The sequence below is a fragment of the Pseudoxanthomonas sp. CCNWLW251 genome, assembly GCF_037402255.1.
Lineage (GTDB): Bacteria > Pseudomonadota > Gammaproteobacteria > Xanthomonadales > Xanthomonadaceae > Pseudoxanthomonas_A.
This window is the reverse complement of record NZ_JBBEGA010000003.1, coordinates 133,196-159,554: the sequence shown is the minus strand read 5'-3', so window position 1 is coordinate 159,554 and position 26,359 is coordinate 133,196. Positions and strand designations below refer to the sequence as shown.

At 67.2% G+C, this 26,359-nt stretch carries 22 protein-coding genes; 8 read left to right on the top strand and 14 right to left on the bottom strand.

What is annotated here, in order from left to right:
- Positions 1-88 precede the first annotated feature (88 nt).
- Entirely contained in the window at positions 89-736 is a 648-nt protein-coding gene (locus tag WBN46_RS13775; protein ID WP_337732061.1) for a response regulator, read from the top strand.
- Between the two features lie 669 nt (positions 737-1,405).
- Here the strand turns inward: WBN46_RS13775 and WBN46_RS13770 are convergent.
- Positions 1,406-4,573, bottom strand: a complete 3,168-nt coding sequence (locus WBN46_RS13770; RefSeq protein WP_337732060.1) for an Rne/Rng family ribonuclease — start codon at positions 4,571-4,573, stop codon at positions 1,406-1,408.
- A 382-nt stretch (positions 4,574-4,955) separates the two neighbouring features.
- On the opposite strand from WBN46_RS13770, the gene WBN46_RS13765 reads away from it, so the two are divergent.
- Positions 4,956-5,954, top strand: a complete 999-nt coding sequence (locus WBN46_RS13765) for an RluA family pseudouridine synthase (RefSeq protein WP_337732059.1) — start codon at positions 4,956-4,958, stop codon at positions 5,952-5,954.
- A 9-nt stretch (positions 5,955-5,963) separates the two neighbouring features.
- On the opposite strand, the gene WBN46_RS13760 is transcribed toward WBN46_RS13765, so the two are convergent.
- The 3 genes from WBN46_RS13760 to WBN46_RS13750 are packed head-to-tail and all read right to left on the bottom strand — an operon-like array spanning position 5,964 to position 7,134.
- Positions 5,964-6,359, bottom strand: a complete 396-nt coding sequence (locus WBN46_RS13760) for a DUF1761 domain-containing protein (protein WP_337732058.1) — start codon at positions 6,357-6,359, stop codon at positions 5,964-5,966.
- Positions 6,360-6,373: 14 nt separating this feature from the next.
- A complete protein-coding gene (locus WBN46_RS13755; protein WP_337732057.1) occupies positions 6,374-6,787 on the bottom strand; it encodes an energy transducer TonB in 414 nt (137 codons plus the stop codon).
- Positions 6,787-7,134: a 4a-hydroxytetrahydrobiopterin dehydratase gene (locus WBN46_RS13750; RefSeq protein WP_337732056.1), complete on the bottom strand. Its 348-nt coding sequence runs from the start codon at positions 7,132-7,134 to the stop codon at positions 6,787-6,789. The genes WBN46_RS13755 and WBN46_RS13750 overlap by 1 nt, the downstream gene beginning before the upstream one ends.
- A gap of 93 nt (positions 7,135-7,227) precedes the next feature.
- Between WBN46_RS13750 and WBN46_RS13745 the strand changes: the two genes are divergently transcribed.
- A complete protein-coding gene (locus tag WBN46_RS13745; RefSeq protein ID WP_192202594.1) occupies positions 7,228-7,824 on the top strand; it encodes an NfuA family Fe-S biogenesis protein in 597 nt (198 codons plus the stop codon).
- A 15-nt stretch (positions 7,825-7,839) separates the two neighbouring features.
- Positions 7,840-9,495 (top strand): hypothetical protein, encoded by a 1,656-nt coding sequence (locus tag WBN46_RS13740; RefSeq protein ID WP_337732055.1) that lies wholly within the window; start codon positions 7,840-7,842, stop codon positions 9,493-9,495.
- A 166-nt stretch (positions 9,496-9,661) separates the two neighbouring features.
- Here WBN46_RS13740 and WBN46_RS13735 read toward each other — a convergent pair whose 3' ends face one another.
- Positions 9,662-10,120 carry a cytochrome c gene (locus WBN46_RS13735; protein ID WP_192202592.1) on the bottom strand — a complete coding sequence of 153 codons (459 nt, stop codon included), beginning with the start codon at positions 10,118-10,120 and terminating at the stop codon, positions 9,662-9,664.
- A 6-nt stretch (positions 10,121-10,126) separates the two neighbouring features.
- Positions 10,127-10,525, bottom strand: a complete 399-nt coding sequence (locus WBN46_RS13730; RefSeq protein WP_277729986.1) for a c-type cytochrome — start codon at positions 10,523-10,525, stop codon at positions 10,127-10,129.
- 370 nt (positions 10,526-10,895) lie between these two features.
- Here WBN46_RS13730 and WBN46_RS13725 point away from each other — a divergent pair, with 370 nt between their 5' ends.
- Genes WBN46_RS13725 through WBN46_RS13715 form a run of 3 tightly spaced genes read left to right on the top strand, consistent with a single transcriptional unit; the run spans position 10,896 to position 18,651 of the window.
- Positions 10,896-12,038 carry an efflux RND transporter periplasmic adaptor subunit gene (locus WBN46_RS13725; RefSeq protein WP_337732054.1) on the top strand — a complete coding sequence of 381 codons (1,143 nt, stop codon included), beginning with the start codon at positions 10,896-10,898 and terminating at the stop codon, positions 12,036-12,038.
- Entirely contained in the window at positions 12,035-15,544 is a 3,510-nt protein-coding gene (locus WBN46_RS13720) for an efflux RND transporter permease subunit (RefSeq protein ID WP_337732053.1), read from the top strand. Before WBN46_RS13725 ends, WBN46_RS13720 begins: the two co-directional genes overlap by 4 nt.
- A complete protein-coding gene (locus WBN46_RS13715) occupies positions 15,541-18,651 on the top strand; it encodes an efflux RND transporter permease subunit (protein WP_337732052.1) in 3,111 nt (1,036 codons plus the stop codon). Before WBN46_RS13720 ends, WBN46_RS13715 begins: the two co-directional genes overlap by 4 nt.
- 59 nt (positions 18,652-18,710) lie before the next feature.
- On the opposite strand, the gene WBN46_RS13710 is transcribed toward WBN46_RS13715, so the two are convergent.
- From WBN46_RS13710 to ykgO, 8 genes are all read right to left on the bottom strand, one after another.
- Positions 18,711-19,946, bottom strand: a complete 1,236-nt coding sequence (locus WBN46_RS13710) for a TraB/GumN family protein (protein WP_337732051.1) — start codon at positions 19,944-19,946, stop codon at positions 18,711-18,713.
- A 4-nt stretch (positions 19,947-19,950) separates the two neighbouring features.
- Positions 19,951-20,481 carry an N-acetyltransferase family protein gene (locus WBN46_RS13705; RefSeq protein WP_337732050.1) on the bottom strand — a complete coding sequence of 177 codons (531 nt, stop codon included), beginning with the start codon at positions 20,479-20,481 and terminating at the stop codon, positions 19,951-19,953.
- 9 nt (positions 20,482-20,490) lie between these two features.
- Entirely contained in the window at positions 20,491-21,375 is an 885-nt protein-coding gene (locus WBN46_RS13700) for a carbon-nitrogen hydrolase (RefSeq protein WP_337732049.1), read from the bottom strand.
- Positions 21,376-21,459: 84 nt separating this feature from the next.
- Entirely contained in the window at positions 21,460-22,773 is a 1,314-nt protein-coding gene (locus WBN46_RS13695) for an MFS transporter (protein ID WP_337732048.1), read from the bottom strand.
- Positions 22,774-22,777: 4 nt separating this feature from the next.
- Positions 22,778-23,740 carry an aldo/keto reductase gene (locus WBN46_RS13690; protein ID WP_337732047.1) on the bottom strand — a complete coding sequence of 321 codons (963 nt, stop codon included), beginning with the start codon at positions 23,738-23,740 and terminating at the stop codon, positions 22,778-22,780.
- Positions 23,741-23,866: 126 nt separating this feature from the next.
- Complete coding sequence (locus tag WBN46_RS13685) at positions 23,867-24,898, bottom strand: agmatine deiminase family protein (protein ID WP_337732046.1); 1,032 nt, start codon at positions 24,896-24,898, stop codon at positions 23,867-23,869.
- Between the two features lie 27 nt (positions 24,899-24,925).
- Complete coding sequence (locus WBN46_RS13680) at positions 24,926-25,255, bottom strand: hypothetical protein (protein ID WP_192202582.1); 330 nt, start codon at positions 25,253-25,255, stop codon at positions 24,926-24,928.
- A 109-nt stretch (positions 25,256-25,364) separates the two neighbouring features.
- Positions 25,365-25,490, bottom strand: coding sequence for a type B 50S ribosomal protein L36 (gene ykgO, locus WBN46_RS13675; RefSeq protein ID WP_010342887.1), 126 nt, complete (start codon positions 25,488-25,490; stop codon positions 25,365-25,367).
- 173 nt (positions 25,491-25,663) lie between these two features.
- On the opposite strand from ykgO, the gene cmk reads away from it, so the two are divergent.
- Positions 25,664-26,341 carry a (d)CMP kinase gene (cmk, locus tag WBN46_RS13670; RefSeq protein WP_337732045.1) on the top strand — a complete coding sequence of 226 codons (678 nt, stop codon included), beginning with the start codon at positions 25,664-25,666 and terminating at the stop codon, positions 26,339-26,341.
- Positions 26,342-26,359 lie beyond the last annotated feature (18 nt).

The window sequence follows — 26,359 nt, the reverse complement described above, 5'->3', positions numbered from 1 at the left end:
GCAGGGACCCGACAACCGATAGAATGTTAATTGCGCGGCGATGGACGGCCACCTACGCTCGATCCGTACTTCAAGGCAACCGTTTCCCATGACGATCCGCGTTTTCCTCATCGACGACCATGCGCTCGTACGCACCGGCATGCGCCTCATCCTCGGTACGGAAACCGACATCGAGGTGGTGGGCGAAGCGGACACCGGCGAGGCCGCGTTGCCGATGGTGCGCCAGCTGAAACCGGACGTGGTGCTGTGCGACCTGCATCTGCCGGGCTACAGCGGGCTTGAAGTGACCGAACGCATCGTGCGCGCCGACATCGGCGTGCGTGTGATCATCGTGTCGGTGCTGGAGGATGGCCCGCTGCCCAAGCGGTTGCTGGAAGCCGGTGCGTCGGGTTACCTCGGCAAGGCGGGCGATGCGGCCGAACTGATCCGTGCCGTGCGCGACGTGTCGCGCGGCAAGCGCTACCTGGGCAGCAACGTGGCGCAGAACCTCGCCCTGCATACGGTGGGCGGCGATGCGTCGCCGTTCGACGCGCTGTCGCCGCGCGAACTCGAGGTCGCCATGCTGCTGACGCAGGGCCTGCGCCAGGAAGAGATCGCCAAGCGCCTGAGCCTGAGTGCCAAGACGGTGAACACGCACAAGACGCGGCTGTTCGAGAAGACCGGCGTGCAGGACAACATCGCCCTGGCGCGCCTGGCGGCGCAGTGGGGACTGATGGATCCGTCGCGCGCGCTCTGACCGACCCGCCGGGAACGCCCAACCCGACGAACCGGACCGCAGACGGAACTCCTCGCTGTCTCTCCCCGTCATTCCAGCGAACGCTGGAATCCATTGCCCGTGCGCGCCGAGGTATCCACAGCAACGTCAAGATGGGTCCCAGCGTTCGCCGGGACGACGACCGATAGGCTTGGCGCGCCCAGCGCGGCAAGCCAGCCGGACCGTAGATGGAGCGTAGACAAACCTGCGCAGTCTCCACCCCCGTCATTCCAGCGAACGCTGGAATCCACTGCCCTTGCGCGCCGCGGCATCCACAGCAACGTCAGGATGGGTCCCAGCGTGCGCTGGGACGACGACCGATAGGCTTGGCACGCCCAGCACGGCAAGCCAGCCGGAGCGTAGATGGAGCGTAGACAGACCTGCGCAGTCCCCACCTCCGTCATTCCAGCGAACGCTGGAATCCATTGCCCGTGCACGCCGCGGCATCCACAGCAACGTCAGGATGGGTCCCAGCGTGCGCCGGGACGACGGTGGGTGGTCGCCGAAGACGGCATCAGGTGGGTCGGTCCGCGCCGGATCGGGTGGTTTATTCGAGGCCAGGCTGCGATGACGCGACGTAGCGGAGCCTGAAACGACACTGGCCGCTTGCGCGGCCAGTGTGCTTTCACCTCATCGGGAGCGTGCAGCGCGTCAGACGCTGCGTTCTTCCGAGGTTTCGTCGTCCTGCTTGTCGTCGCGGGCGATGTCATCCGCTGCAGGCTTGACCGGTGTCACCACCGGCTCGAACAGGCTGCGCGTCACCGACGGCGGTGTGTCGGCGTCGGCGACGAAGAACAGCGAACCCGTTGCCGGCACGCTGGCCGGTTTCGGTGCCTGCTGCGGCGCGGGGGCGGCCACGGCCACCTCTGCCGGCGCGGCAGGTTCGCTGGCGGCTTCGTTCACGGCGTCGACCAGATCGATCTGCACGGGCTCGCTGCGCACATCGGTCACCGAGACCTCGGCTGCGGCGGGGGGCGCTGCGACGGCTTCCGCCACCACGACCGGCGCTTCGAGCGCCGGCACGGGTTCGGCGGCGATCTCGGACTTCACCGTCTCGACGATGGCGACGGCTGCCGGGGCTTCTTCCTGCACCGTGGCCGTCACCTCGGGCTGGACAAGCACGGCCTGGGCCTTCACGTCCTCGATGACATCGGCCGCCTGTGCGGCCTCGACCACGACGGGGGCGGGCACGTGGACGGGCGTCGCCGCCTGGGGCGCCTCGGCCGCCGGGACGTCTGCCATGACAGCCACGGCCGCGACCGGCGCGATGGCAGCCGGCGCGGTGCGCTCACGTACCGGTGCATCGATGGCCTGGGGCTTCGGCTGACGGGGAGCGGCGACGGCCGGCTCTTCGTCATCGAAATCGAACTCGGGCTGCGAACGGTCGGCCACCGGGGCTTCGTCATCGCTGCCGAGGTCATCGACCGACAGGCCTTCTTCGCCGGCGGCGGCGCCTTCGCCATTGCCACGACGGCGGCGGCGACCGCCACGACGGCCGCGACGGCGGCGGCTGCCACCTTCGCCACCATCACCGGCATCCGCAGCGGCGTCCGGGTTGGCCGGGGTTGCCAGGCTATCCGTCACGTCGGTGTCCAGGGCCGGTGCGTCGATCGGCGAGACCAGGGCGGGCTCGACGACAGCTGCCACGCGGGCGGTTTCAACCACGGCTGCCACGGCCGCCGTTGCGATCACGGCATCGTCAGCAACCGGGGCAGCCGATTTGGCCGTCTCCTGCTGGGGCGTGCGTGGCGCGTTGGGCTGGCGCGGTCCTTCCTGCTTGCCGGGCTGCGCCTGCCTGGGTGCCTTCTGCTGCGGAGCATTGCCCTGCGCGTTCTGCTGGCTGCCCTGAGCTTTCTGCTGCTTCGGGGCCTGCTGTTCGTTGCGCGGCTTCTGCTGGGCATTGCCGTTCTGCGCGTTCTGGCTCTTGTTGCCGCGCTCGTCGCGGCGGCCACCGTCCTGCTTGCCGCCGCGGCCCTGGTTCTGCTGGCCGCGGGTGTCGCGGTTTTCACGGCGACCGTTGTTGCGATCAGTGCGCTGGCGGCTGTCCTGCTGCGGTCGCGCCTGCGGTGCGGGCGTGGTGGCTTCACTGCCGCCGAGCAGTCGCTTGAACCAGCCGATCACACCGCTGCTGGCGGGTGCGGCCACCGCGACGGGCGTGGCGACCGGAGCCGGTGCGGGGGCCGCCACGGGGGCTTCGCGCTCTTCGCGTACCGGCGCCGGTTGCGCGTGCTTCACGTGCGTGACGGCGGGCGCGGCGGGGATGTTGAGCTGGGCCTTGGTCAGCGCATGCACCGGCAGCTTGCGCTGGGTGCCGCGGTGGTAGCTGGGCTTGCTGCTTTCTTCGCCGAGCTCGTTCTCGCGGATGCGGGTGACTTCGTAATGCGGCGTGTGCAGCGCTTCGTCGGCCACGATGATGACGGGCGCGTCGTGGCGCTGTTCGATCTCGCGCAGCGCGCTGCGCTTCTCGTTGAGCAGGAAGTTCGCGATCTCCAGCGGGGCCTGGATCAGCACCTGCCCGGTGTTGTCCTTCATCGCGTGCTCCTCGGCCACGCGGATGATCGACAGCGACAGCGACTCGACGCTGCGCATGCGGCCATGGCCTTCGCAGCGCGGGCAGACGATCTGGCTGGATTCGCCCAGCGACGGGCGCAGGCGCTGGCGGCTCATCTCGAGCAGGCCGAAGCGCGAGATGCGGCCGATCTGCACGCGGGCGCGGTCGTACTTCAGCGCGTTCTGCAGCTTGTTCTCGACTTCGCGCTGGTGCTTGTTGCTCGACATGTCGATGAAGTCGATCACCACCAGGCCGCCCAGATCGCGCAGGCGCAGCTGGCGGGCCACTTCCTCGGCCGCTTCCATGTTGGTGTGGAACGCGGTCTCTTCGATGTCGCCGCCCTTGGTGGCGCGCGCCGAGTTGACGTCGATGGCGGTCAGCGCCTCGGTCTGGTCGACCACGATGGAGCCGCCGGAGGGCAGGCGCACGTTGCGCTCATACGCGCCTTCGATCTGCGATTCGATCTGGAAGCGGTTGAACAGCGGGATGTCGTCCTTGTACGCCTTCAGCTTGCGCAGGTTGTGCGGCATGACCTGCTGCATGAACTCGCGGGCGGTTTCGTACAGTTCGTCGGTGTCGACCAGGATCTCGCCCACGTCGCTGCGCAGGTAGTCGCGCAGAGCGCGCACGATCAGGCGGCTTTCCTGGTAGATCAGGAACGGGGCCGGCTTGGTCAGCGCCGCTTCGGCGATGGCCTTCCACACGCTCAACAGGTAATCCAGGTCCCACTGCAGCTCTTCGGCATCACGGCCGACGCCGGCGGTGCGGATGATCACGCCCATGTCGTCGGGAATGGCCAGCGCATCCATCGCCTTCTTCAGCTCGGCCCGGTCGTCGCCTTCGATGCGGCGCGACACGCCACCGGCGGTGGGCGAGTTGGGCATCAGCACCATGTAGCGGCCGGCCAGCGAGATGAACGTGGTCAGGGCGGCGCCCTTGTTGCCACGCTCGTCCTTGTCCACCTGGACGACGACTTCCTGGCCTTCCTTCAGTAGCTCGCGGATGCCGGCCTTGTTGTGGTCGACGCCGGCCTGGAAGTAATCGCGGGAGATTTCCTTCAGCGGCAGGAAGCCATGGCGATCGGCGCCGTAATCGACGAAGGCGGCTTCCAGGGAGGGCTCGAGCCGGGTGATGCGGCCCTTGTAGATGTTGGACTTCTTCTGTTCCTTCGACGGCTGTTCGATATCGATGTCGTACAGGGTCTGACCGTCGACGATGGCCACGCGCAGTTCTTCAGCCTGCGTGGCGTTGATCAACATGCGTTTCATTGTGCGTTCCTCGCGCGCTGCTACCGCGCGGAACGCCATGGAGTTTCGCCTCTGGAACATTGCACCGCCCCTTGCGCAGGCGCAGCGGGGCAGATCGGGTTTCCAGCGCTACGACACCACGGCAGGCCGCGGGAGCGCTTCTTCTAATAGGTGTTGCGGGACCGGCGGCAGCTTCCCTGGTGAGGTGGCGCCGCGCGGGACATGTTCAGCTACAGGTACCGTCACGTACCCGGCGGTATCCGGGCCTGCCGATCAGCCGCTAACATGGCCGCCCCTGGGGCGGTGGCCGCGCACTTGCCGGAATCGCGGGGAGACGGGCTTCTGGCCCAACTGCAACTCCCTGCGAAATCAAACCCTTATCTCGCCCGCCGAGTGTAACAGAATGAATGCTTCCAACCCCACCCCCCCATCCGACAAGCCGGCAGCGGGTGCCAAGAGCGCCGTGCGGACGGTCACGGTGCCGGAGGACCGGGGCGGGCAGCGGCTGGACAACTTCCTGCTCGGCCAGCTGAAGGGCGCTCCACGCAGCCTGGTCTACAAGCTGGTGCGGAGCGGCCAGGTGCGGGTGAACGGAGGCCGGGCGAAGGCCGAGCGGAAGCTGGAGGGTGGAGACGAGGTACGGATCCCGCCGGTCAGTCTCGTGGATGCAGGAGACAAATCCGCGCCCCCCGTGGGCTTCCTGAAGCGGATGGAGGCGGCCATCGTGTTCGAGGATGAGCGGCTGCTGGTCATCAACAAGCCCACCGGCGTGGCCAGCCACGGAGGTAGCGGCATCAGCCACGGCGCCATCGAAACCATGCGCGCGCTGCGGCCTCACCAGTCCCTGGAGCTGGTGCACCGGCTGGACCGGGATACCTCCGGCCTGCTGGTGATCGCGAAGAAGCGCTCGGCCCTGTCGGAATTGCAGGCGCTGCTGCGCGAGGACAGCGAGGACGGCACCCGTGCCATCGAGAAGCGCTACCTGACGTTGCTGGTCGGCCGCATGCCAGACGGTGTGATGAGCGTGGACGCGCCGCTGCACATCGGCCTGCGCCAGGGCGGTGAGCGGCACGTGCAGGTGCATCGCGACGGCAAGGCGTCGTTGAGCCACTTCCGCGTGCTGGAAAGGCGGGGTGGGCATTCGTTCTGCGAGGTACGCATCGAGACCGGCCGCACCCACCAGATCCGCGTGCACGCGCAGCACATCGGTCATCCGGTGGCGGGCGACGACAAGTACGGCGACCCGGCCGTCAACAAGCGCCTGCGCGAGCAGGCAGGCCTGAAGCGCCTGTTCCTGCATGCCGCGTCGTTGCAGTTCGCGCTGGACGGCGGCAGGACGCCGTACGTGCTCAGCGCCCCGTTGTCCGACGATCTGGCCGAAGCACTGGAACGGCTTGGCTGACCGACCGCGTCAGTGCCAGAGGCCGAGGACGAGGCCGAACAGGGTGAACTGCAGCGTGTGGTAGCCGGCGTCGATCAACCAGAGCCGCGCACCACGCTGCGCGAACAGATAGTTGATGCCGAAACTGGCCGCCACGAAGCAGAAACCGACCAGCGCGCCGCGGCAGAGTGCGGTTGTCAGCGCTGGCTGCGGTCCGATCCAGGATGCAAACACGCCGGCTGCGAGCAGGGAGAACAGGAACGCGCCGCCAAAGATCTTCGCCGGATGCCCCTGCTTCTGCGGGTCCATGCCCGCGGCCTTGTTCCACGCCTTGCCGAACAGCGGTCCGTACCAGATGCCGCCCAACAGGAAACTGCAGGCCGCTGCCACCAGCACCGCCCAGGCATTGATCCCTTCCATCGTCATGACCCCGGCCTGCGTCAGCCCGGGCTGCCCTGGGCGAAGCAACGGGTCGGCTTTTCCAGCACGGGCGGGAACGTCACCGGCACGGTGATGGTGTGGCTCACTGGCTTTCCGTTGCGCGTGGCGGCGCGGAACTTCCAGGTCTGCACGGCTTCGAGCGCCGCCTTGTCGAGGGCGGCGTTGCCGCTGCCCTGTGCCTGCGAAACGCGCGATGGCACGCCATCCTTCTCGATGGTCACGCGCAGCACGGTGGTGCCGCCCTCGCTGCTGCATTCGGCTTCGGGCGGATACACGGGGGGCGGGGTGTCGGTCGCCGCCAGTTCGGTGGGCGGGATAACAGGTACAGGCGCTTCTTCCTGTTTCGTGCATGCCGTCAGCACGAGCGCGGTGAGCGGAACCAGGAAGCAGAGGCGGGCGTTGCGCAGGTTCATCAGGATTCTCCCAACAGGGCGCTGGCCTTGGCCGCGCAGATGAAGTCGTTCTCGCTCAGGCCGCCGACGTCATGCGTGGAGTAGCGCACGACGGCGCGGTTGTAATGCACGCCCAGGTCGGGATGATGGTCCTCGGCATGAGCGATGAAGGCGAGCGCATTCACGAACGCCATGGTTTCGTAGTAGTTGTCGAACGGAAACGTCCGCAGCAGTGCGTGGCCTTCTTCCACCAGTTCCCAGCCCGGCACCTGGGGCAGCAGTTCGGCGACGCGGGCAGGCGGCAGGCGGTGCTCGCTGCCACGCAACGGCACGCAGTGCGCGCGGGCGAGAGGGACAAGGTCGGACATGGGGACTCTCCTGCGTTGCGGCCAGTCTGAACAAAGACCGACGACGGGCCGGTGAACGTGAATGCCTGTCGGGCAGGGGGCTAGAATACCCGCATGATCCAGATTTCCGACAGCGCGCAGGCGCACTTCCGCAAGCTGATCGAACGCGAGGCGCTGCCCGGCCTTGGCGTGCGCCTGAGTGCGGTCCATCCCGGCACGGCACAGGCCGACGCACGGCTGGAGTTCTCCGAGCCGCGCGACCTGGCCGGCGACGAATGGGCCATCGACTGCGATGGCTTCACGCTCTATGTCGATGCGGGCAGCGTGCACTGGCTGGACGGCGCCGAGATCGACTACGTGATGAAGGGCGCAAGCACGCAGCTGACCATCAAGGCGCCGCGCATCAAGGGCGAGGCGCCCGGCGATTCCGCTTCGATGGTCGAGCGCGTGCGCTGGGTGGTGGACAACGAGATCAACCCGCAGCTGGCGTCCCACAAGGGGCGTGTGGCGGTGGAGGAAGTAGGCGGCGATGGCGTGGTCTGGCTGCGCTTCGGCGGTGGCTGCCACGGTTGCGGCATGGCCGATGTCACCCTCAAGCAGGGCATCGAGAAGACGCTGATGGCCCGTGTGCCTGGCGTGACCGCGGTGCGCGACGCGACCGATCACGGGACCGGCGAAGCGCCGTATATCCCCCGCGGCAACGCCGCCTGACGGAGCCGAGCGCCGGTGACGAACGCCACCGACGTCATCGCGCAGCTGCTGTCGCGCAAGGCAGCCCCCATCGTTGAACGCCACACCGGCCTGCCGTTCGGCTGGGGCCTGTGGTTGCGGGCGCTTCCCGAGAAGCTGGGCCGCATCACGCGCGAGAAGGCCGACGCGGTCGTCACGCTGCTGCTGGCCCGCACACCGCGTCCTCCCGATGCCGTGCCCGCCGCATTGGGCCGGTGGCGTGCGTTCCGCTCACTGTTCTACCAGGGCTGGGGACCTCCGCCACGCGAAGAGCGCTGGATGCGCTGGTTCGCAGGCTTCACCAGCAGTGCCGTGCATCTGCTGTTCTTCCTGTTCCTGATGTGGGTGGCGCTGGTCCAGATTCCGCCGCCGCCACAGGAAGCCGGCGACACCAGTCGCGTGCGGCTGGAGATCATCGGCGACGGCAGTCCGGAGGAAGCGGGAGGCGAGGCGCAGGCGGCCGAACCGGGTTCGCAGCAGGCGGCGCAGGCCGACCCCGCGGCGCAGGCGACGGCCACGGCGGCCCAGGCACAGCCCGCGCCGTCCGAGGCTTCGCCGCCACCGTCCGAAGCGGCGCTGCCCGACGTTGCGGTGGAGATGCCGCGGATCCAGTCTCGCGATGTTCCACAGCCCGAACTTGCGCACCAGCCCTTGCAGGTCACCGAGGTGCCGGAACCCACCCGCGCGTTCGTGCTGCCACCACCGACACCGCGGCAGCCCGATGTCACCCTGCCGGCCCTGCGCGAGGCGGGCGTACCGGTGCGCGAGATCCCCACACCGGTCGCGGCGCCGGTCGTGCGCCGGGACACGCCTGTGCGCAGCGTGGACGTGCCTGTCGTGGCAGCGCGTGACGTGCAGGTACGCGAGCGCGAGGTGATGGCACCCGCACCCCAGGTCCGCAGCGTGCCGGTGCCTGCACGCGACGTGGCGCCTGTCCCCATCGCCACGCGGGAACGCAGCGTGCGGCAAGCCGAGATCCGCGAGCCGGCACCGAGACCTGCCCCTGCCACCGCCGCACCGGTTCCTGTCACGACGGGCTCCGCGACGACCGCATCGACAACGGCGAGGACAACGGCGCCGAACCCGTCTGCTTCGCCTGCTACGTCTCGCGGCACGCCCTCCCGCGCATCCACAACGCCCGGCCCGGCGGCCGCGACGAAATCCGGCGGATGGAACACGCCTGCACGCACCGACGACTGGGGAAACTCGACCCGCAATGCAGCAGGCGACAGTGCGGCGGACGGTCGCGATGCGCCAGGCCTCTACAACGCCGATGGCAGCCTGCGGGTGCCGGGCGGCGCGGGCGATGCCACCGCTCAGCGCGGTGCCCCCGGTGGCGAGAACGATCAGTGGACACGCGAGCAGCTGGCGGAGGCGGGCACATGGCTGCAGCGTCCCCCTTACGACTACGAACCGACCACCTTCGACAAGTACTGGGTGCCGAACGAATCCCTTCTGGCCGAATGGGTGCGCCGCAACGTGCGCGAAATGGAAATCTCGATCCCAGGCACGAACATGAAGCTCAAGTGCACGGTGTCGGTGCTGCAGTTGGGCGGTGGTTGCGGCCTGGGCAGCCTGTTCCCCGAACCACCGAAGGCGCGACCGCCGCCGGAGATTCCGGTCAAGCGCACGCCGATCCCCACCGACAGTTGAGAGTGCGGATGAGTCGGGGGGTGTCGGAGCGACGCAAGTCGCGAAGAGGCGTTGCGACCTGCCACCGCGACTTGCGTCGCTCCCGCACCTGATCTTTTTCTTATGTCGCAAAAGAAAACGGAGCCTTGCGGCTCCGTTTCTGCATTCCCGACGAGGGAGCGAAGACTTACTCGTGCACGCCGTGCAGGTCACGCAGCTGCGAGGGGCGCGAACCGAAGTAGGCGGCGAGGTCGGAGATGTCCTGGTCGCTCAGGCCGGCAGCCTGTGGGGTCATCAGCGCATGCTGGCGGTCGCCGCTGCGGTACGCCTGCAGCGCGTGCGCCAGGTAATCCGCGTACTGGCCACCCAGCTTGGGATAGGTGTCGTCGATCGGCGCGTTGCCTTCGGCGCCGTGGCAGTCCACGCAGCTCTGGCCGGTGGCCTGGCCCTTGGCCTTGGACAGTTCTTCGCCCTTGGCGATGTGGCCCTTGGGCAGGCCGGCAGAGGAGCTGGAGCCATGCTCGCCACTGGCGTGGCCGGGATTCTCGGCGGCGGTTTCCGTCGTTTCCACCTTCGAACATGCCACCAGGGCGAGGGCAGCGAACAGGGCGATGGCTAGACGCTGGGCGTGCTTGGCGTTGGGCATGTGGGCTTACTTGACGGTGGAAAGGAAAGCGGCGATGTCGGCGATGTCCTGGTCGGAAAAACTCTGCGACTGGGCCTGCATCGTGGGGTGCTTGCGGTTGCCGTTGCGGTATTCGGTCAGCGCATTGGCAAGATAGTCGGCCGACTGGCCGCCGATGCGGGGCACATGGAAGTTCGGGTAGGCGTTCTTGTAACCCACGATGCCGTGGCAACCCTGGCAGGTGTAGGTAAGCGTGCGGCCGGTGTCGGCATTGCCGACCAGCGGTGCGGGCGCGGCAGCGGGAGCGGCGGCAGGCGCCGCGGCTTCGACCGGGGCCGGCGTGGCCGGAGTGTCCTGTTGGGCGGTCAGGGCGGCCAGCGGGAGGGCGGCCAAGGCAAGGCAAGCGGCGAGCGGCAGCAGTCGCATCATTCTCGGGAAACTCTCAGGTTGCGCGCGCCACGTACCACCGCAGCGCTTGGCTGAATGCAAGTATAGCCTGCGACCGAATGTCGCGCACAGGCACGGTGCTTCCGCGCGGGTGGCGTGAAGTCGCGTGCCGCCGAATGGTTGCCGCCGATGCCTACGTTCCCGCGTTCGCCAGAGAGGGCGCGCGCGGCCAGCAACCTCGACGGAGGGGGATGCGCACTTCCGCACGCCGCTTCGTCCAGAGGCAAGTGTCATTTCCCGTGCACAGGCCCGGACGCAAGTCACCATGACCTTCGGCGCATGGAAGTCGTTCAGGGGTGATATACCTTGATACAACACCACCACAACACCACCACCACGGTACCGCCCCATGTCCCGACCCCGCCCCAATTCCGGTCATTCCTACCTGCGCCTGGCGCTGGTACCTGTCCTCTGCAGCCTGCTGGTCCTGTCCGCCTGCAAGGGGGGCGGCCCCACGCCCGAGGCGCAGGCCAAGAACGGCGAGGCACCGAAGGAGCCCGATGCCGTCCCCGTGGAGATCGCCAAGGTCAGCCACCGGCCGGTGGCCGCCAGCTACAGCGGCACGGCGGCGCTGGAAGCGCTGGGCGAGTCGCAGGTGGTCGCCAAGACTTCCGGTGTCGCGCTGGCGGTGATGGTGGAGGAGGGCCAGGTGGTCCGCGCCGGCCAGGCGCTGGTCCGGCTGGACCCGGACCGCCTGCGCCTGCAGGTGGCCCAGGCCGAAGCGCAGATGCGCAAGCTGGAGAACAACTACCGTCGTGCGCAGCAGCTGGTGGGCCAGCAGATGATCAGCGCCAACGACGTCGACCAGATCAAGTACGACCTGGACAACGCCCGCGCCATGTACCGCATGGCCGCGCTGGAGCTGTCCTACACCACGGTGACCGCGCCGATTTCCGGCGTGGTGGCCTCGCGCTCCATCAAGACCGGCAACTTCGTGCAGATCAACACGCCGATCATCCGCATCGTCGACGAATCGCGTCTGGAAGCCACCTTGAACGTCTCCGAACGCGAGCTCTCCAAATTGAAGGCAGGCCTGCCGGTGGCGCTGGCCGTCGATGCGATGCCGGGCAAGGTGTTCCAGGGCACGGTGGACCGCATTTCGCCGGTCGTCGACTCCGGTAGCGGTACGTTCCGCGTGGTCTGCTCGTTCGGCAGTGACGGCGTGCTGCAGCCCGGCATGTTCGGCCGTATCAAGATCGACTACGACCAGCGTGCCGATGCGCTGGTGGTGCCGCGCGTCGCCCTGCTCGACGACGGCGACCCGGCCGTGTTCGCAGTGCGCGATGGCAAGGCGGTACGCGTGCCGGTCAAGGTCGGCTACGTGGACGGTGAGTGGATCGAGGTGCGCGAAGGCTTGAAGCCCGGCGACCAGGTGGTGACCGCCGGCAAGGTGGCGTTGCGTGAAGGCAGCGCGGTGCAGGTGATCGGCGCCGAGTCCGCCAAGGTGGCGGCCAAGACCGAGGACGCCAAGACTGCCGGAACCAAGCAATGAGCGCGCCCGGCCACGTTCCTGGGGAGCACGAACCCCACGCGGCGGGCGGCGATGGCAGCATGGGTGGCGGACTGGTCGAGTTCTCCACCCGCCGCCGCGTCACCGTGGCGATGTTCTGGATCACGATGTTCCTGTTCGGCGTGATCGCGTTGTTCTCGCTGAAGGTCAACCTGCTGCCCGACCTGAGCTATCCCACCCTGACCGTGCGCACCGAGTACACCGGTGCCGCACCTTCCGAAATCGAAACCCTCATCAGCGAGCCGGTGGAAGAAGCCGTCGGCGTGGTGAAGAACCTGCGCAAGCTGAAGTCGGTCTCGCGTACCGGCCAGAGCGACGTGGTGCTGGAGTTCGCCTGGGGCACGGACATGGACCAGGCCAGCCTGGAAGTCCGCGACAAGATGGAAGTGCTGCAGCTGCCGCTGGAAGCGAAGGCACCGGTGCTGCTGCGCTTCAATCCGTCGACCGAGCCGATACTGCGCCTGGCCCTGGCCAACAAGCAGGATCCGAAGAACGACGCGGACGCCGTGCGCCTGCTCACCGAGCTGCGCCGCTACGCGGACGACGACCTGAAGAAGAAGCTCGAGCCCGTCGACGGCGTGGCGGCGGTCAAGGTCGGCGGCGGTCTCGAGGACGAGATCCAGGTCGACATCGACCAGCAGAAACTCGCCCAGCTGAACCTGCCGATCGATACCGTCATCCAGCGCCTGCAGCAGGAGAACATCAACATCTCCGGCGGCCGGCTGGAAGAAGGTTCGCAGCGCTACCTGGTGCGCACCGTCAACCAGTTCGCCACGGTCAACGAAATCCGCGAAATGCTGGTCACCACCCAGAGTGGTGGCGACAACGCCGCGGCGTCGGCGGCGGCACAGATGGCCGCCATCGCGGCCTCGACCGGCTCGGCCGAAGCGATGGCCGCGGCCGCCTCCGTGCAGAGTGCATCGTCAGGCGGCAGTTCGACGGTGGCCGGCGGCATGCCGGTCCGCCTGAAGGACGTCGCCGACGTGCGCCAGGGCTTCAAGGAGCGCGAAGCGATCATCCGTCTGGGCGGCCGCGAAGCCGTCGAGCTGGCGATCTACAAGGAAGGCGACGCCAATACCGTGGCGACGGCGCAGGCGCTGAAAGCCAAGCTGGAGCAGATCAAGAACCAGACCCCGCCGGATGTCGAGCTGACCGTCATCGACGACCAGTCGCTGTTCATCGAACACGCGATCTGGGACGTGCAGAAGGACGCCATGATCGGCGGCGTGCTGGCGATCCTGATCATCTTCCTGTTCCTGCGCGATGGCTGGAGCACGTTCGTGATCAGCCTGTCGCTGCCGGTCTCCATCATCACCACGTTCTTCTTCATGGGCGAGCTGGACCTCAGCCTCAACGTGATGTCGCTCGGCGGCCTGGCGTTGGCGACAGGCCTGGTGGTCGACGACTCGATCGTGGTGCTGGAGAGCATCGCCAAGGCGCGCGAGCGTGGCCTGGGCATCCTCGAGGCCGCGATGGTCGGCACCCGCGAAGTCAGCATGGCGGTGGTGGCGTCCACGCTGACCACGATCGCCGTGTTCCTGCCGCTGGTGTTCGTGCAGGGCATCGCCGGCCAGCTGTTCCGCGACCAGGCGTTGACGGTGGCGATCGCCATCGGCATTTCGCTGGTGGTGTCGATGACACTGATCCCGATGCTGAGTTCGTTGAAGGGTCGCCCCCCGCTGGCGTTCCCCGACGAAGCGGCGCATCCGCAGTGGCGCCCCGATTCGCGCTGGCAGAAGCCGCTGGCAGCCACCGGCCGTGGCGTGGGCGCTGCGATCCGCGGCGGCTTCTTCGGCATTGCCTGGCTGGTCGTCCGCGCCTGGCGTGGCCTGGCCGCTGTGGTCGGCCCGGTCATGCGCAAGTTCAGCGACCTGGCGATGGCGCCCTACAACCGTGCCGAAGCCGGCTACATGCGCCTGTTGCCCGCGTCGCTGCATCGTCCCTGGCTGGTGCTGGGCTTCGCCGCCGCCGCGTTCGTCGGCGCGATGCTGCTGGTGCCGCTGCTGGGTGCGGACCTGATCCCGCAGCTGGCGCAGGACCGCTTCGAGATGACGGTCAAGCTGCCGCCGGGCACGCCGCTGGCGCGCACCGATGCACTGGTCCGCGAACTTCAGCTCAAGCACGGCAAGGACGAAGGCATCCATGCCCTGTACGGCGTGAGTGGCAGCGGTACCCGTCTTGATGCCAATCCCACCGAGAGCGGCGAGAACATCGGCAAGCTGACCGTGGTCATGGCCGGTGGCGGCAGCGAGGACGTCGAAAGCCGGGAAACCGAGGCCCTGCGTGCGTCCATGAAGGACCATCCCGGTGCCCAGGTCGATTTCAGCCGTCCGGAGCTGCTCAGCTTCTCGGCGCCGCTGGAAGTCGAACTGCGCGGCCAGGACCTGGCCGGCATCGAACAGGCAGGCCAGAAGCTCGCCGCGTTGCTGCGTGCGAATCCGCACTACGCCGACGTCAAGTCGACGGTGGAGCAGGGCTTCCCGGAAATCCAGATCCGCTTCGACCAGGAACGCGCGGGTGCGCTGGGCCTGACCACGCGCCAGATCGCCGACGTGGTGGTCAAGAAGGTGCGCGGCGAAGTGGCCACGCGCTACAGCTTCCGTGACCGCAAGATCGACGTGCTGGTGCGCGCCCGCGAGACCGATCGCGCTTCGCTGGAAAGCATCCGCCAACTGATCGTCAATCCGGGCAGCGCACGGCCGGTGACGCTGTCGGCCGTGGCCGATGTCGTCGCCACCACGGGTCCCAGCGAGATCCACCGCGCCGACCAGGTGCGCGTGGCGATCGTGTCGGCCAACCTGCGCGACATCGACCTGGGCGGCGCGGTGCAGGAAGTGCAGAAGATGGTGTCCGAGAATCCGCTGGGCGCTGGCGTCGGCATGCACATCGGCGGCCAGGGCGAAGAACTGGCCGAATCGGTCAACTCGCTGATGTTCGCCTTCGGCCTGGCGATCTTCCTGGTCTACCTGGTGATGGCGTCGCAGTTCGAATCACTGCTGCATCCTTTCGTCATCCTGTTCACCATTCCGCTGGCGCTGGTCGGTGCCGTGGGCGCCCTGTTCCTGACCGGCTCGGCGGTCTCGGTGGTGGTGTTCATCGGCCTGATCCTGCTGGTGGGCCTGGTGACCAAGAACGCCATCATCCTGATCGACAAGGTCAACCAGTTGCGCGAGGCCGGCGTGGCCAAGCGCGAGGCGCTGGTCGAGGGTGCCCGTTCGCGACTGCGGCCGATCATCATGACGACCTTGTGCACGCTGTTCGGCTTCCTGCCGCTGGCGATCGCGATGGGCGAGGGTGCCGAAGTGCGCTCGCCGATGGCGATCACCGTGATCGGCGGCCTGCTGATCTCGACCCTGCTGACCCTGCTGGTGATCCCGGTCGTCTACGACCTGCTGGACCGCCGCGCCGATGACTACTACCTCGAGCGCGGACGCCGCGCTCGCAAGGGCGCGGCACTGCCACCGGTCGGGGAGGGCGAACCCGCATGAGCGTCGCGGAGTTCAGCATCAAGCGGCCCGTGACGGCGGTGATGTTCTTCATCTCGCTGTTCGTGATCGGCCTGATCGCGGCCATCCGGCTGCCGCTGGAAGCCTTTCCCGAGGTCTCGCCGCCCTTCATCTTCGTGTCGCTGCCGTACACCGGCTCGACACCGGAGGAAGTGGAGCGCACGGTGCTGCGACCGGCCGAGGAAGCGCTGTCGACGATGGCCGGCATCAAGCGGATGGAGTCCAACGCGAAGGCCGACGGCGCACAGATCTTCATCCAGTTCTCGGACTGGGACCGCGACGTCGCCATCGCCGCGTCCGAAGCGCGCGAGCGCCTGGACGCGATCCGCGACGACCTGCCGGACGATCTGCAGCGCTACTTCGTCTTCAAGTTCTCGACCACCGATCAGCCGGTGCTGCGGGTGCGCCTGGCCAGCAAGACCGACCTGACCGGCGCGTACGACATGATCGAGCGCGAGTTCAAGCGTCGCATCGAGCGCATCCCTGGCGTAGCCCGTGTGGAAGTGTCGGGCGCGCCGCCGAACGAGGTGGAGATCGCGATCAACCAGGATCGCCTGACCGCGCACAACCTGAGCCTCAATGATCTGACGACACGGCTGCAGGCGGTCAATTTCTCCATCTCTGCGGGTGTCATCAGCGACGGCCCGCAGCGCTTGCGCGTGCAGCCCGTCGGCGAGCTGACCGACCTGCAGCAGCTGCGCGACCTGATCGTCGGTGCGGGCAACGTGCGCCTGGGCGACATCGCCGATGTGCGCCTGAAGCCGGCCCGGATGGACTACGGTCGCCGGCTGGACGGCCAGCCCGCCGTCGGCCTGGACATCTTCAAGGAACGCAACGCCAACCTGGTCGAGGTGTCCAGCAACGCGCTGGCCGAGGTCGAATCGATCCGTGCCCAGCCGGAGATGAGCGACATCCAGGTCAAGATCATCGAGAACCAGGGCGACAACGTCACCTCCTCGTTGCTGGAACTGGCGGAAGCCGGCGCGATCGGCCTGGTCCTCTCGATCGTGGTGCTGTGGTTCTTCCTGCGCCACTGGCCTTCGGTGTCGATGGTGACGCTGGCGATTCCGATCTGCTTCGTGATGACGCTGGGCTTCATGTACTTCGCCGGCGTGACGCTGAACATCCTGTCGATGATGGGCCTGCTGCTCGCCATCGGCATGCTGGTGGACAACGCCGTCGTCGTGGTCGAGAGCATCTACCAGGAACGCGAGAAATACCCCGACAACCCCACCTGGGCGTCGATTATCGGCACCCGCCACGTGGCGATCGCGCTGTCGGCGGGCACGCTGTGCCACTGCATCGTGTTCGTGCCCAACCTGTTCGGCGAGCGCAACTTCCTGAGCATCTACCTGGGCCAGATCGCGATCACCATCTCGGTGTCGCTGCTGGCTTCGTGGCTGGTCGCGGTCAGCCTGATCCCGATGATCTCGGCCCGGTTGAAGACGCCCCCCCAGGTGCGCAGCGAGACCGGCATCATCCCGCGCATGCAGAAGCGCTACGCAGGGTTCCTGCGCTGGACGCTGGAACACCGTGGCTGGAGCGTGCTGGGCATCCTGCTCATCATCGTGGTCAGTTTCGTGCCCATGAAGATGACCAAGTTCGACATGTTCGGCAACGACGGCGGCGGCGAGGCGGAGCTCTACTACCAGTGGAAGGGTGCCTACACCAAGGAGCAGATGTCGGCCGAGATCCTCAAGGTCGAACAGTTCCTTGACGCCAACCGCAAGAAGTACCGCATCAGCCAGATCTATTCGTACTTCAGCGAGCAGGGTTGGGGTGGAACCCAGGTCAAGTTCGACACCGAAAAGGCCAGCGAGACCAAGCCGATCGTCGAGCAGTTGCGCAAGGACCTGCCGAAGTCGGCCCGCGCCAACATCGGCATCGGTGGCGACGGTGGCAATCAGGGCGGCGGCGGCCAACCCGGCCAGAGCGTGTCGTTCCAGCTGGTCGGCGATTCGACCCAGACCCTGGCGGAGATCGCGGACGACCTGATTCCGATCCTGGCCAAGCGCAAGGAACTGCGCGACGTACGCGTCGATGTCGGCGACCAGAACAGCGAGTTGAACGTGCGCGTCGATCGCGAGCGGGCCGCAGCCTTCGGCTTCACGTCCCAGCAAGTGGCGAGTTTCGTGGGCCTGGCCCTGCGTGGCGCGCCGTTGCGCGAGTTCCGCCGCGGCGAGACCGAAGTGCCGGTGTGGGTGCGCTTTGCAGGTGCCGAAGACTACGGCACCGAAGACCTGGCCGGTTTCATGGTGCGTTCGCCGGATGGCCGCACGGTGCCGCTGCTGAGCCTGGTCGACGTGGGCATCACGCCTTCCGCCACGCAGATCCAGCGCACCAACCGCCAGACCACGCTGACCGTGCAGGCCAACCTGGCCGAGAAGGTCACCGTGCCGGATGCGCGCAAGGCCATGGAAGAGGCGCTGGAGGGCATGTCGTTCCCCGCGGGCTACAGCTATTCGTTCGATGGCAGTGCCTTCCAGGAGGACGATGAAGCGATGGGGCAGATGATGTTCAACCTGCTGATCGCGCTGGTGATGATCTACATCGTCATGGCGGCGGTGTTCGAATCGCTGCTGTTCCCGGCGGCCATCATGAGCGGCGTGCTGTTCTCCGTGTTCGGCGTGTTCTGGCTGTTCGCGCTGACGGGCACCACGTTCGGCATCATGTCCTTCATCGGCATCCTGGTGCTGATGGGCGTGGTGGTGAACAACGGCATCGTGATGGTCGAGCACATCAACAACCTGCGACGACGCGGCATGTCGCGCACGGATGCGCTGGTGGAAGGCAGTCGCGAGCGGTTGCGACCCATCCTGATGACGATGGGCACGGCGATCCTGGCGATGGTCCCCATCGCGATGGCGAACACCCAGATGGCGGGCGACGGCCCGGCTTACGCCCCGATGGCAAGGGCCATCGCCGGTGGCCTGGCGTTCTCGACGGTGGTCAGCCTGCTGTTCCTGCCCACGATCTACGCGATCCTGGACGACATGCGCAGTGGCACCTCGCGTGCGATCGGCCGGGCCAAGCAGCGTCGTGGCGATGCGCCTGCGGCGGCAAGCGTGGCAGCCCTGCACGTGGAGTGACGAGAGCGGAAAGCGAAGAGCCGGGCATTGCCCGGCTCTTTTTTCGTCTCAAGTCCAGCTCAGCCGACCAGTTTGCCGAGCATCCTCAATCCCCCGGTCCACACGCCGATGGCAGTGCCCAGGCTGGTGAGGAAGAAGTTCAGCAGGACGCGCGCCACGCGGTTCTTCCACCAGCCACGCATCGTCTGGACATCGTCGCGCAACGCCATGAAGTCGGCATAGGTGGGCTTGCGCAAGGTTGCTTCCACGAAGGCGCTGACGGTACCCGATGCAAGCGCGGGATGCAGCGGCGTGAGCGGCGATGATATGAAGGCCGCGAGAATGCTGAGCGGATGCCCGCCTGCAATCGCACAGCCGATGGCGCCGAGCACGCCGGTGGCCAGCACCCACTGCAGCAGCAGATCCGAACCGACGTCCACGCCCCCCTGCCAGAAACCCCAGGCGAAGCCCCCCACGAGGAACACGCCGATCACCAGTTCCATCCACGGCACGCGCGACTTGGGTTTGACGACTTCGAGCGAACGGCGCAGCTCGGCCGGGTCGGCGGTGTCGTCCTTCAGGTGGCGGGCCAGGCCGGGCAGGTGGCCGGCACCGACCACGGCAAGGACGCGGTAGGGCACCGCCGCGCCGGCGGGCTTGCCTGCGGCCACCTGGCGCAATGCGGAGGCCATGTACTGGTCGCGCTCCGCGATGATGGCCTGGTACAGCTGAGGGCTTTCGGCGGCGAACTCGCCGAAGCTCGACTCCAGCATGTCGCCCTGCTTGAGCTTCTCGATTTCGTCGTCCCCGACTTCTTCGTCACCGAACATGCTGGCGAGGATGCCGGCGCCCACCTTGGTGCGCTGCCACCAGCCCAGCGATTGCAGCGCGCGCTTGAAGGTCAGGCCCACTTCGCGATCGATCAGGTGGACGGGCAGCCCGCGCGCCTGTGCGTCGAGTGCGCCGGCCTTCAGCTCTTCGCCCGGCTCGACACCCAGCTGTTCGGCCAGGCGCCGCTGGTAGGCGGCCAGTGCGAGATTCGCGGCGAACAGGTGCGTCTTGCCCTCGCGGACCACCTTCACCAGGTCCAGCCGCGCCAGTGTGTCGGGATCGGTCAACGACTGCAGGCGGCCGGCGTCCAGTTCCACCGCCACGCTGTCGTAGTCACCGCTGGCCACCGCTGCGCGCACCGCATCGACGCTGGCGCGCGAGACGTGCGCTGTGCCGAGCAGGGTGAAGCGCACGCCGTCGCGTTCGATGATGTCGTGGGGTTGCCCGTGCAGCGGGTCGGCGAGGGCGGTCGTGGTGTCGGTCATGGTGTCATTCGTCTTGCGGGGGCGCGGTGGTACCGGCGCCGAGGGTGCGCTGCATCTGCACGGTATCCAGCCAGCGGTCCTGCTTCCAGGCGATGCCGCGGAAGACGCCGATCAGGGTGAAACCGAATTTCTCGTGCAGGCGGATGGAGGCGGTGTTGGTGGGTTCGCCGATCACGGCGATCATCTGCCGGTAGCCGCGTGTCTCGCAGGCGTCGATCAGTGCCTGCATCAACGCAGCGCCGATACCCTGGCCTTGCCGGCCGGGCAGGACGTAGACGGAGTTCTCGACGGTCTTGCGATAGCCCGCGCGCGCGCGGTAGCTGCTGGCGTAGGCATAGCCGACGAATTCGCCGTCGAGTTCCGCCACCAGGTAGGGATAGCCGGCGTCGAGCACGCCCTGCATGCGGCGCGCCATCTCGGCGTCGTCGGGTGCGTCGTATTCGTAGGTGTTGACGTGGTCGCGGACTTCCGCGGCGTACAGGGCGGTGATCGCCGGCACGTCGGCCGGCGTGGCGTCACGGACGGTCAGCGGCACGCGTGGGCCTCAGTCGATGTAGCGCTTGAGCAGGTCGCCGTATGCGTCGATGCGGCGGTCGCGCAGGAACGGCCAGATGCGGCGCACGTGTTCGCTGCGCGCCATGTCGACCTCGGCCATCAGGATGGTCGCTTCGGTGCCGGCTTCGGCGATGAACTCGCCTTGCGGACCCAACACGTGGCTGTTGCCCCAGAACTCGATGCCGGAGGCGCCCAGCGGTGACGCTTCATGGCCGACGCGATTGCAGCTCAGTACGGGCAGGCCGTTGGCGACGGCATGACCGCGATGACTCCACACCCACGCATCGCGCTGGCGGTTCTTCTCGGCCTGCCCGTCATCCGGATCCCACCCGATCGCGGTCGGGTACAGCAGCACGTCCGCGCCAGCCAGCGCCATCAGGCGCGCGGCTTCGGGGTACCACTGGTCCCAGCAGACCAGTACGCCGAGGCGACCGACTGAGGTGTCGATAGGGGTGAAGCCGATGTCGCCGGGCGTGAAGTAGAATTTCTCGTAGAACCCCGGATCGTCCGGGATGTGCATCTTGCGGTACTTGCCCGCGATGCTGCCGTCCTTTTCGTAGACGACGGCGGTGTTGTGGTACAGCCCGGCGGCGCGGCGCTCGAAGAGTGAAGACACCAGCACCACGCCGTGCTGCTTCGCCAGCGCACCCAGGCGCTCCGTACTCGGGCCGGGGATCGGCTCGGCCAGGTCGAATTCGTGCACCGACTCGTGCTGGCAGAAATAGGCGCCGTTGTGCAGTTCCTGCAGCAGCACCAGTCTCGCACCACGCTTGGCGGCCTCGGCCACGCGCGCCTCGATCACCGACAGGTTGGCGTCGGCGTCGCCGTGGTTCTTTTCCTGGATCAGGGCAACGGGCAGGGTGGTGCGGATCATCGTGCGTCGAGGAGCATGGACGGAGAGGGGCGCATGGTACCGCGTCCACCGTGACGGCAGGCAGCCCGCCGGTGAACGCGAGGCTCAGGTGGCGTCGCGCGACGCTTCCAGCTCCGTTTGCCGCCGTCCGAGCGCCGCGCCGGTCACCGCCCATGCAACAGCCACGCCCGCACCGATGAACATCGCTGCGGCCGGGTGTTCGGCCAGGACATCCAGCGCACGCTTGACCCAGCCGCTGAGTGCATCGCCGCCGCGGTAGACCACGGTGTCGATGAAGTTCTTCGCCTTGTACTTCTGTTCCGCGGGCACCACGGTATAGAGCATCTCGCGACCCGGACGCACGAAGGCGTACTCGCCGGCGCGCCGCACCACCATCACCACCACGAAAACCGCGAACACCGGCGCCAAGGCCAGCCAGAGGAAGCCTGCGGCGACGATCATCGGCACCGCCACCAGCAACACGCCCACGCCCAGCCGCTGTGCGATCCGGCCGGTGATGAACAACTGGCTGAGGATCGCCAGTGTCTGCACGACCGTATCGATCAGGCCGAACACCCGCGTCTGCTCTTCCTTGTCCGCGAAGCGCTCGGCCACCAGCTTGGCCTGCTCGAAATAGAGGAACGTGGTCACTGTCGCCAGCAGCAGCACGAAGAACGCGATGCCCAGCAGGTAGGGCGAGCGGAACACCGCCGTCGCGCCGGCGAAAGGATTTCCTCCCAGTGGTCGCCGTCGCTGGTCCGAAGACATGGCGCCGGCTGGCAGCGGATGGCGATCACGCCAGCGGTGCAGCCAGGTGGCGGTGGCGGCGCTGGCGCCGATCAGTACGGCCGACAGCACCATCAGGCCGCCATGCCCCAGTGGCTTGACCAGCAGTGTGGTCAGCAGGGGGCCCACCAGGCCGCCCAGGCTGGCGCCACCGGCGATCAGCGCGAACAGGCGCTTGGCTTCGTGGCTGTCCATCACGTCGGCCAGCACGCTCCATGCCAGCGAGATCATCAGCAGGTTGATGACCGATACCCAGATGTAGAACGTGCGCGCCAGCCACACATCGTCGGGCCGCGCGAGCATGGCGCCCCCGTAGCCGAGCAGGCTGGCCACGACCACGCCGAACACCCAGGGCACGATGCGCCGCCGTGACACTTTCGAGGCGATCCAGCCATAGGCCGGGAGCACCGCCAGCGTGGCGACGAACGTACCGGTGAACAGCCATTGCAGGTTGTCCACGCCTCCTGCGACGCCCATCGTTTCGCGGATCGGCCGCAGCATGAAGTAGCCTGCGAACAACAGGAAGAACATCACCAGTCCGGCCATCACGACCGGCGTTTCGTGCGGGCGCACGTTGAACAGGGCGGCGAACCGTGACGCGGCGCCCGGCGCAGGCGGGGAGGATGGCGTCATCGATTCAGGCCAGTGCGGCGATCAGGACGTCACGCTGCGCAGGCGTCAGGTCCGGACCTGTACCGGCCTTGAGATTGTCGCTCTGGCGGTCGGGCTTGCCGGTGGCGGGGATCACCGCCGTGACCGCCGGATGACTCAATGCGAACTTGAGGAACGCCTGCGCCCACGAGGTCACACCGACGTCTGCCAGCGCCTCGGGCACGGGCTTGTCCTTCACCTGCGCGAACAGCTTGCCGTCTTCGAACGCGCGGTTGATCAGCACCGCCACGCCGAGATCCTGCGCGAGCGGCAATACGCGCTTCTCCGCACCCCGGCTGGCGACCGAATAGTTGATCTGCAGGAAGTCGGGCTTCTCGGCCTGCACGACATCCGCAAGTTCCTCCTGCGCACGCTCCACGTAGTGCGTGACGCCGACGTACTTCACCTTGCCCTGCGCCTTCAGTTCGCGTGCCACGGCCATCTGGGTCTTCAGGTCGCCCAGGTTGTGGACCTGCAGCAGCGCCACCTTGTTGGTCTTCAGCCGGCGCAGTGTGTCTTCGAACTGGGCCATGCCGGCTTCGCGTCCGGTCACGCCGGACAGTTTGGTGGCCAGCCAGGCCTTGCTGGTGAGTCCCTGTTCGGCCAGCAGCGCACCCATGACGTCTTCGGCGACGCTGTAGGTGGGGGCGGTGTCGATGAGCGTGGCGCCTGCGGCAAAGAACCGCTTCAGCACTTCACGCAGTGGATCGAGTTCGGCAGCGCTCTGGCCGACTTCGAAACTGCCGGACGTGCCCATGCCGATGACGGGAACCCGCTCGCCGGTCGACGGGACGAGGCGGGTGTTCAACGCGCCGGAAACGGCTTCGGACGAGGGAGCAGCGGGCGCCGCGCCGACCCCGCCCGCCTGCGCCGCGTCCCGGCAGGCGGCCAGGCCAAGGCCGGCCGTGGCCAGCGCAGTGGTCGTCAGGAACTTGCGTCGTGAATACACGGCCGTCTCCTCGATCAATGGGAAACGGTGGTTATCCGGCATCGTGTTGGGCGAGATGTAAACGAAGCGTTCAATCTGCGCCCAACTGACGTCACGGTGCCATGAACCGTGACGCCATGGCGGGACTCAGCCGAGCAGCCCTGCCGGCAGTTGCATGGTGATGCAATGCAGACTGCCGTTCTGCCAGATCAGCGCCCGGCAGGGCACCTGCACGATCTCGCGGTCCGGGTAGGCCTGTGCCAGCACGGCGGCGGCCTGGTTGTCGGCGGCATCGCCATAGGCCGGCATCAACACGGCGCCGTTGATGATCAGGTAGTTCGCGTAAGACGCTGCCAAGCGACGGCCGTTGTCCATCACAGGCTGCGCCCAGGGCAGCGGAAAGGGGCGGTAAGGCTGGCCAGCGGCGGTGCGCAGGGCGGCGATATCGGCGGCCATCGCCTGCAGTTCGGCATGGTGGCTGTCCGTTGCATCGTCGCAGGCCTGGTAAACGATGGCGTTGCCGGGCGCGAAGCGGGCAAGGGTGTCGATGTGGGCGTCGGTGTCGTCGCCCTCCAGGTAGCCGTGGTCCAGCCACAGCACGCGGTCCTGCTTCAGCCAGCGCGCGAGCTTTTCGGTCAGTTCCGCGCGCGAGGCGTCGGGGTGACGCTCATGCAGGCATTGCCATGTGGTGAGCAACGTGCCCGCGCCATCAGTTTCAATGGCGCCACCTTCCAAAGCAAAATCAATGCTTTGGACGAAATAGTTGTGAAACAGCTGCATGCCGGAGAGCTCGCCGACCAGACGGTCGTCGCGCGTGGCTTCGTACTTGCCGCCCCACCCTGTGAAGCGGAAGTCCAGCAATTTGAACCGGTGGCCATCACGCAGGGTGATAGGCCCGGAGTCGCGCAGCCAGGTGTCGTCGTACTCGGCGGGAACGAAGCGTACGCGCTCCATGTCCACCCGCGCCGAGCGCAGTCGCGCTTCGGCATAGGTCTGCAGGTCGTCGTCGGCGACGCAGATGACCACCGGCTGGAAGCGGGTGATGGCGGCCACCAGGGCGACGTAGGTTTCCTCGACATCGGCAAGGCGGTCGGCCCAGTCCGTCTCGGCGTGCGGCCAAGCGATCAGGATCGCGGACTGGGGCTCCCACTCCGCGGGAAAGCGATAGGCATCGGTCATGGGATTGCGGGGCGCGAAAGTCGCCGGTCAGCGGATGGGGGGCTTGGGGCCGATTTCTTCGGCGGTAGCCTTGTTCAGCACCACGTCGATGACGCGGCTCTTCTCGAAGTAGACCGTGAAACCGGGATAGACCCAACGATGGATCACCGGCCATTGCCGCTTCTGGCCACCGCGTGGCTCGAGCTTCTGTTGCGGAGCGCCGAAGCGGGCTTCGACGTCGGCTGCCGTCTGTCCACGCACCGGGGCCGCCGCCGCGGGCGTTTCCTGGGCGCGCTCTATCAGCAGGGTATCTGCGAAGGCCGGGCCGGCAAGGCCGAGCAGGGCGATCAACGGAAGTGCGAGGGCGCGACGGCTCATGGTGGGATTCCCCTGGGTGATCTGCCTTTTATAACAAAAGCAGGACAACAAAAAACCGCCCGGAGGCGGCTTTTGACGCATTGCCGGCCGTGGCCGGCAGTGCCGTTCCTCAGCGCTGGCGCGCCTTGAAACGCGGGTTGGATTTGCAGATCACGAAGACCTTGCCGCGGCGGCGGACCACCTTGCAGTCGCGGTGACGGGCCTTCGCCGACTTCAGGGAGGACAGGACCTTCATGAGATGAACCTCGGCGTAAAAGAGTATGGGGTGGGACGAAGCCGGCTATTCTAACGGCAATTCCGTTGGCATATCAAGCGGTTGCACTGAGCCTTCCGTCAACACGGCGCCGAAGGTGTCCCGCGCGCGATGGTCGACATCATAATGCCGCCCAAAACCCCTCAGGAGACCCCATGTCCGATACCTCACCTGTCCTGACCATCGATGGCCCCTCCGGGGCGGGCAAGGGTACGGTGAGCCGGCTGGTGGCTGGCCGACTCGGCTGGCATTACCTCGACTCCGGGGCGCTGTACCGTGCGGTTGGCGTGGCGGCAAGCTGGGCCGATCTGGATATCTCCGATCCTGCCGCCTTGGTCCGGTGTGCCTTCGATACCAGCGTCAGCTTCCGCGAAACGGAGCAGGGCCTCCGGGTCATCGTGGATGACCTAGACGCCACGGACGAACTGCGCCTGGAAACCACGGGTGCCCTCGCGTCCGCCATTGCGGCCATTCCCGAGGTGCGGTCCGCTCTGAAGGAGCGCCAGCGGGCTTTTCGCCGCCCGCCCGGCCTGGTGGCCGATGGGCGGGACATGGGGACCGTCATCTTCCCGGATGCTCCTTACAAGGTGTTCCTGACCGCCAGTGCCGACGAACGGGCGGAAAGGCGCTATAAGCAGTTGAAAGACAAAGGGGTTTCCGTCACAATCGACGGTCTGCTGCGCGAGATCCTCGCCCGTGACGCCCGTGACGCCCAGCGTGCGGTGGCGCCCCTGCGGCCGGCCGAAGACGCCGTCCTCATCGACACCACCGGCCTAGGCATCGATGCCGTCGTCGAACGCGTGCTGGCTTTGGTGCCGGCGCGCGCGGACTAGGCTCCCGCCCAGCAGAAG

Bases quoted from the DNA above. Each gene is read 5' to 3' on its own strand.
- WBN46_RS13680 (WP_192202582.1), bottom strand. From the start codon at position 25,255: ATGAGCCGTCGCGCCCTCGCACTTCCGTTGATCGCCCTGCTCGGCCTT.
- WBN46_RS13750 (WP_337732056.1), bottom strand. From the start codon at position 7,134: ATGTCCGACCTTGTCCCTCTCGCCCGCGCGCACTGCGTGCCGTTGCGT.
- WBN46_RS13720 (WP_337732053.1), top strand. From the start codon at position 12,035: ATGAGCGCGCCCGGCCACGTTCCTGGGGAGCACGAACCCCACGCGGCG.
- WBN46_RS13775 (WP_337732061.1), top strand. From the start codon at position 89: ATGACGATCCGCGTTTTCCTCATCGACGACCATGCGCTCGTACGCACC.
- WBN46_RS13735 (WP_192202592.1), bottom strand. From the start codon at position 10,120: ATGCCCAACGCCAAGCACGCCCAGCGTCTAGCCATCGCCCTGTTCGCT.
- WBN46_RS13745 (WP_192202594.1), top strand. From the start codon at position 7,228: ATGATCCAGATTTCCGACAGCGCGCAGGCGCACTTCCGCAAGCTGATC.
- WBN46_RS13695 (WP_337732048.1), bottom strand. From the start codon at position 22,773: ATGACGCCATCCTCCCCGCCTGCGCCGGGCGCCGCGTCACGGTTCGCC.
- WBN46_RS13765 (WP_337732059.1), top strand. From the start codon at position 4,956: ATGAATGCTTCCAACCCCACCCCCCCATCCGACAAGCCGGCAGCGGGT.
- WBN46_RS13715 (WP_337732052.1), top strand. From the start codon at position 15,541: ATGAGCGTCGCGGAGTTCAGCATCAAGCGGCCCGTGACGGCGGTGATG.
- WBN46_RS13770 (WP_337732060.1), bottom strand. From the start codon at position 4,573: ATGAAACGCATGTTGATCAACGCCACGCAGGCTGAAGAACTGCGCGTG.
- WBN46_RS13685 (WP_337732046.1), bottom strand. From the start codon at position 24,898: ATGACCGATGCCTATCGCTTTCCCGCGGAGTGGGAGCCCCAGTCCGCG.
- WBN46_RS13710 (WP_337732051.1), bottom strand. From the start codon at position 19,946: ATGACCGACACCACGACCGCCCTCGCCGACCCGCTGCACGGGCAACCC.
- ykgO (WP_010342887.1), bottom strand. From the start codon at position 25,490: ATGAAGGTCCTGTCCTCCCTGAAGTCGGCGAAGGCCCGTCACCGCGAC.
- cmk (WP_337732045.1), top strand. From the start codon at position 25,664: ATGTCCGATACCTCACCTGTCCTGACCATCGATGGCCCCTCCGGGGCG.
- WBN46_RS13760 (WP_337732058.1), bottom strand. From the start codon at position 6,359: ATGACGATGGAAGGGATCAATGCCTGGGCGGTGCTGGTGGCAGCGGCC.
- WBN46_RS13755 (WP_337732057.1), bottom strand. From the start codon at position 6,787: ATGAACCTGCGCAACGCCCGCCTCTGCTTCCTGGTTCCGCTCACCGCG.
- WBN46_RS13725 (WP_337732054.1), top strand. From the start codon at position 10,896: ATGTCCCGACCCCGCCCCAATTCCGGTCATTCCTACCTGCGCCTGGCG.
- WBN46_RS13730 (WP_277729986.1), bottom strand. From the start codon at position 10,525: ATGCGACTGCTGCCGCTCGCCGCTTGCCTTGCCTTGGCCGCCCTCCCG.
- WBN46_RS13700 (WP_337732049.1), bottom strand. From the start codon at position 21,375: ATGATCCGCACCACCCTGCCCGTTGCCCTGATCCAGGAAAAGAACCAC.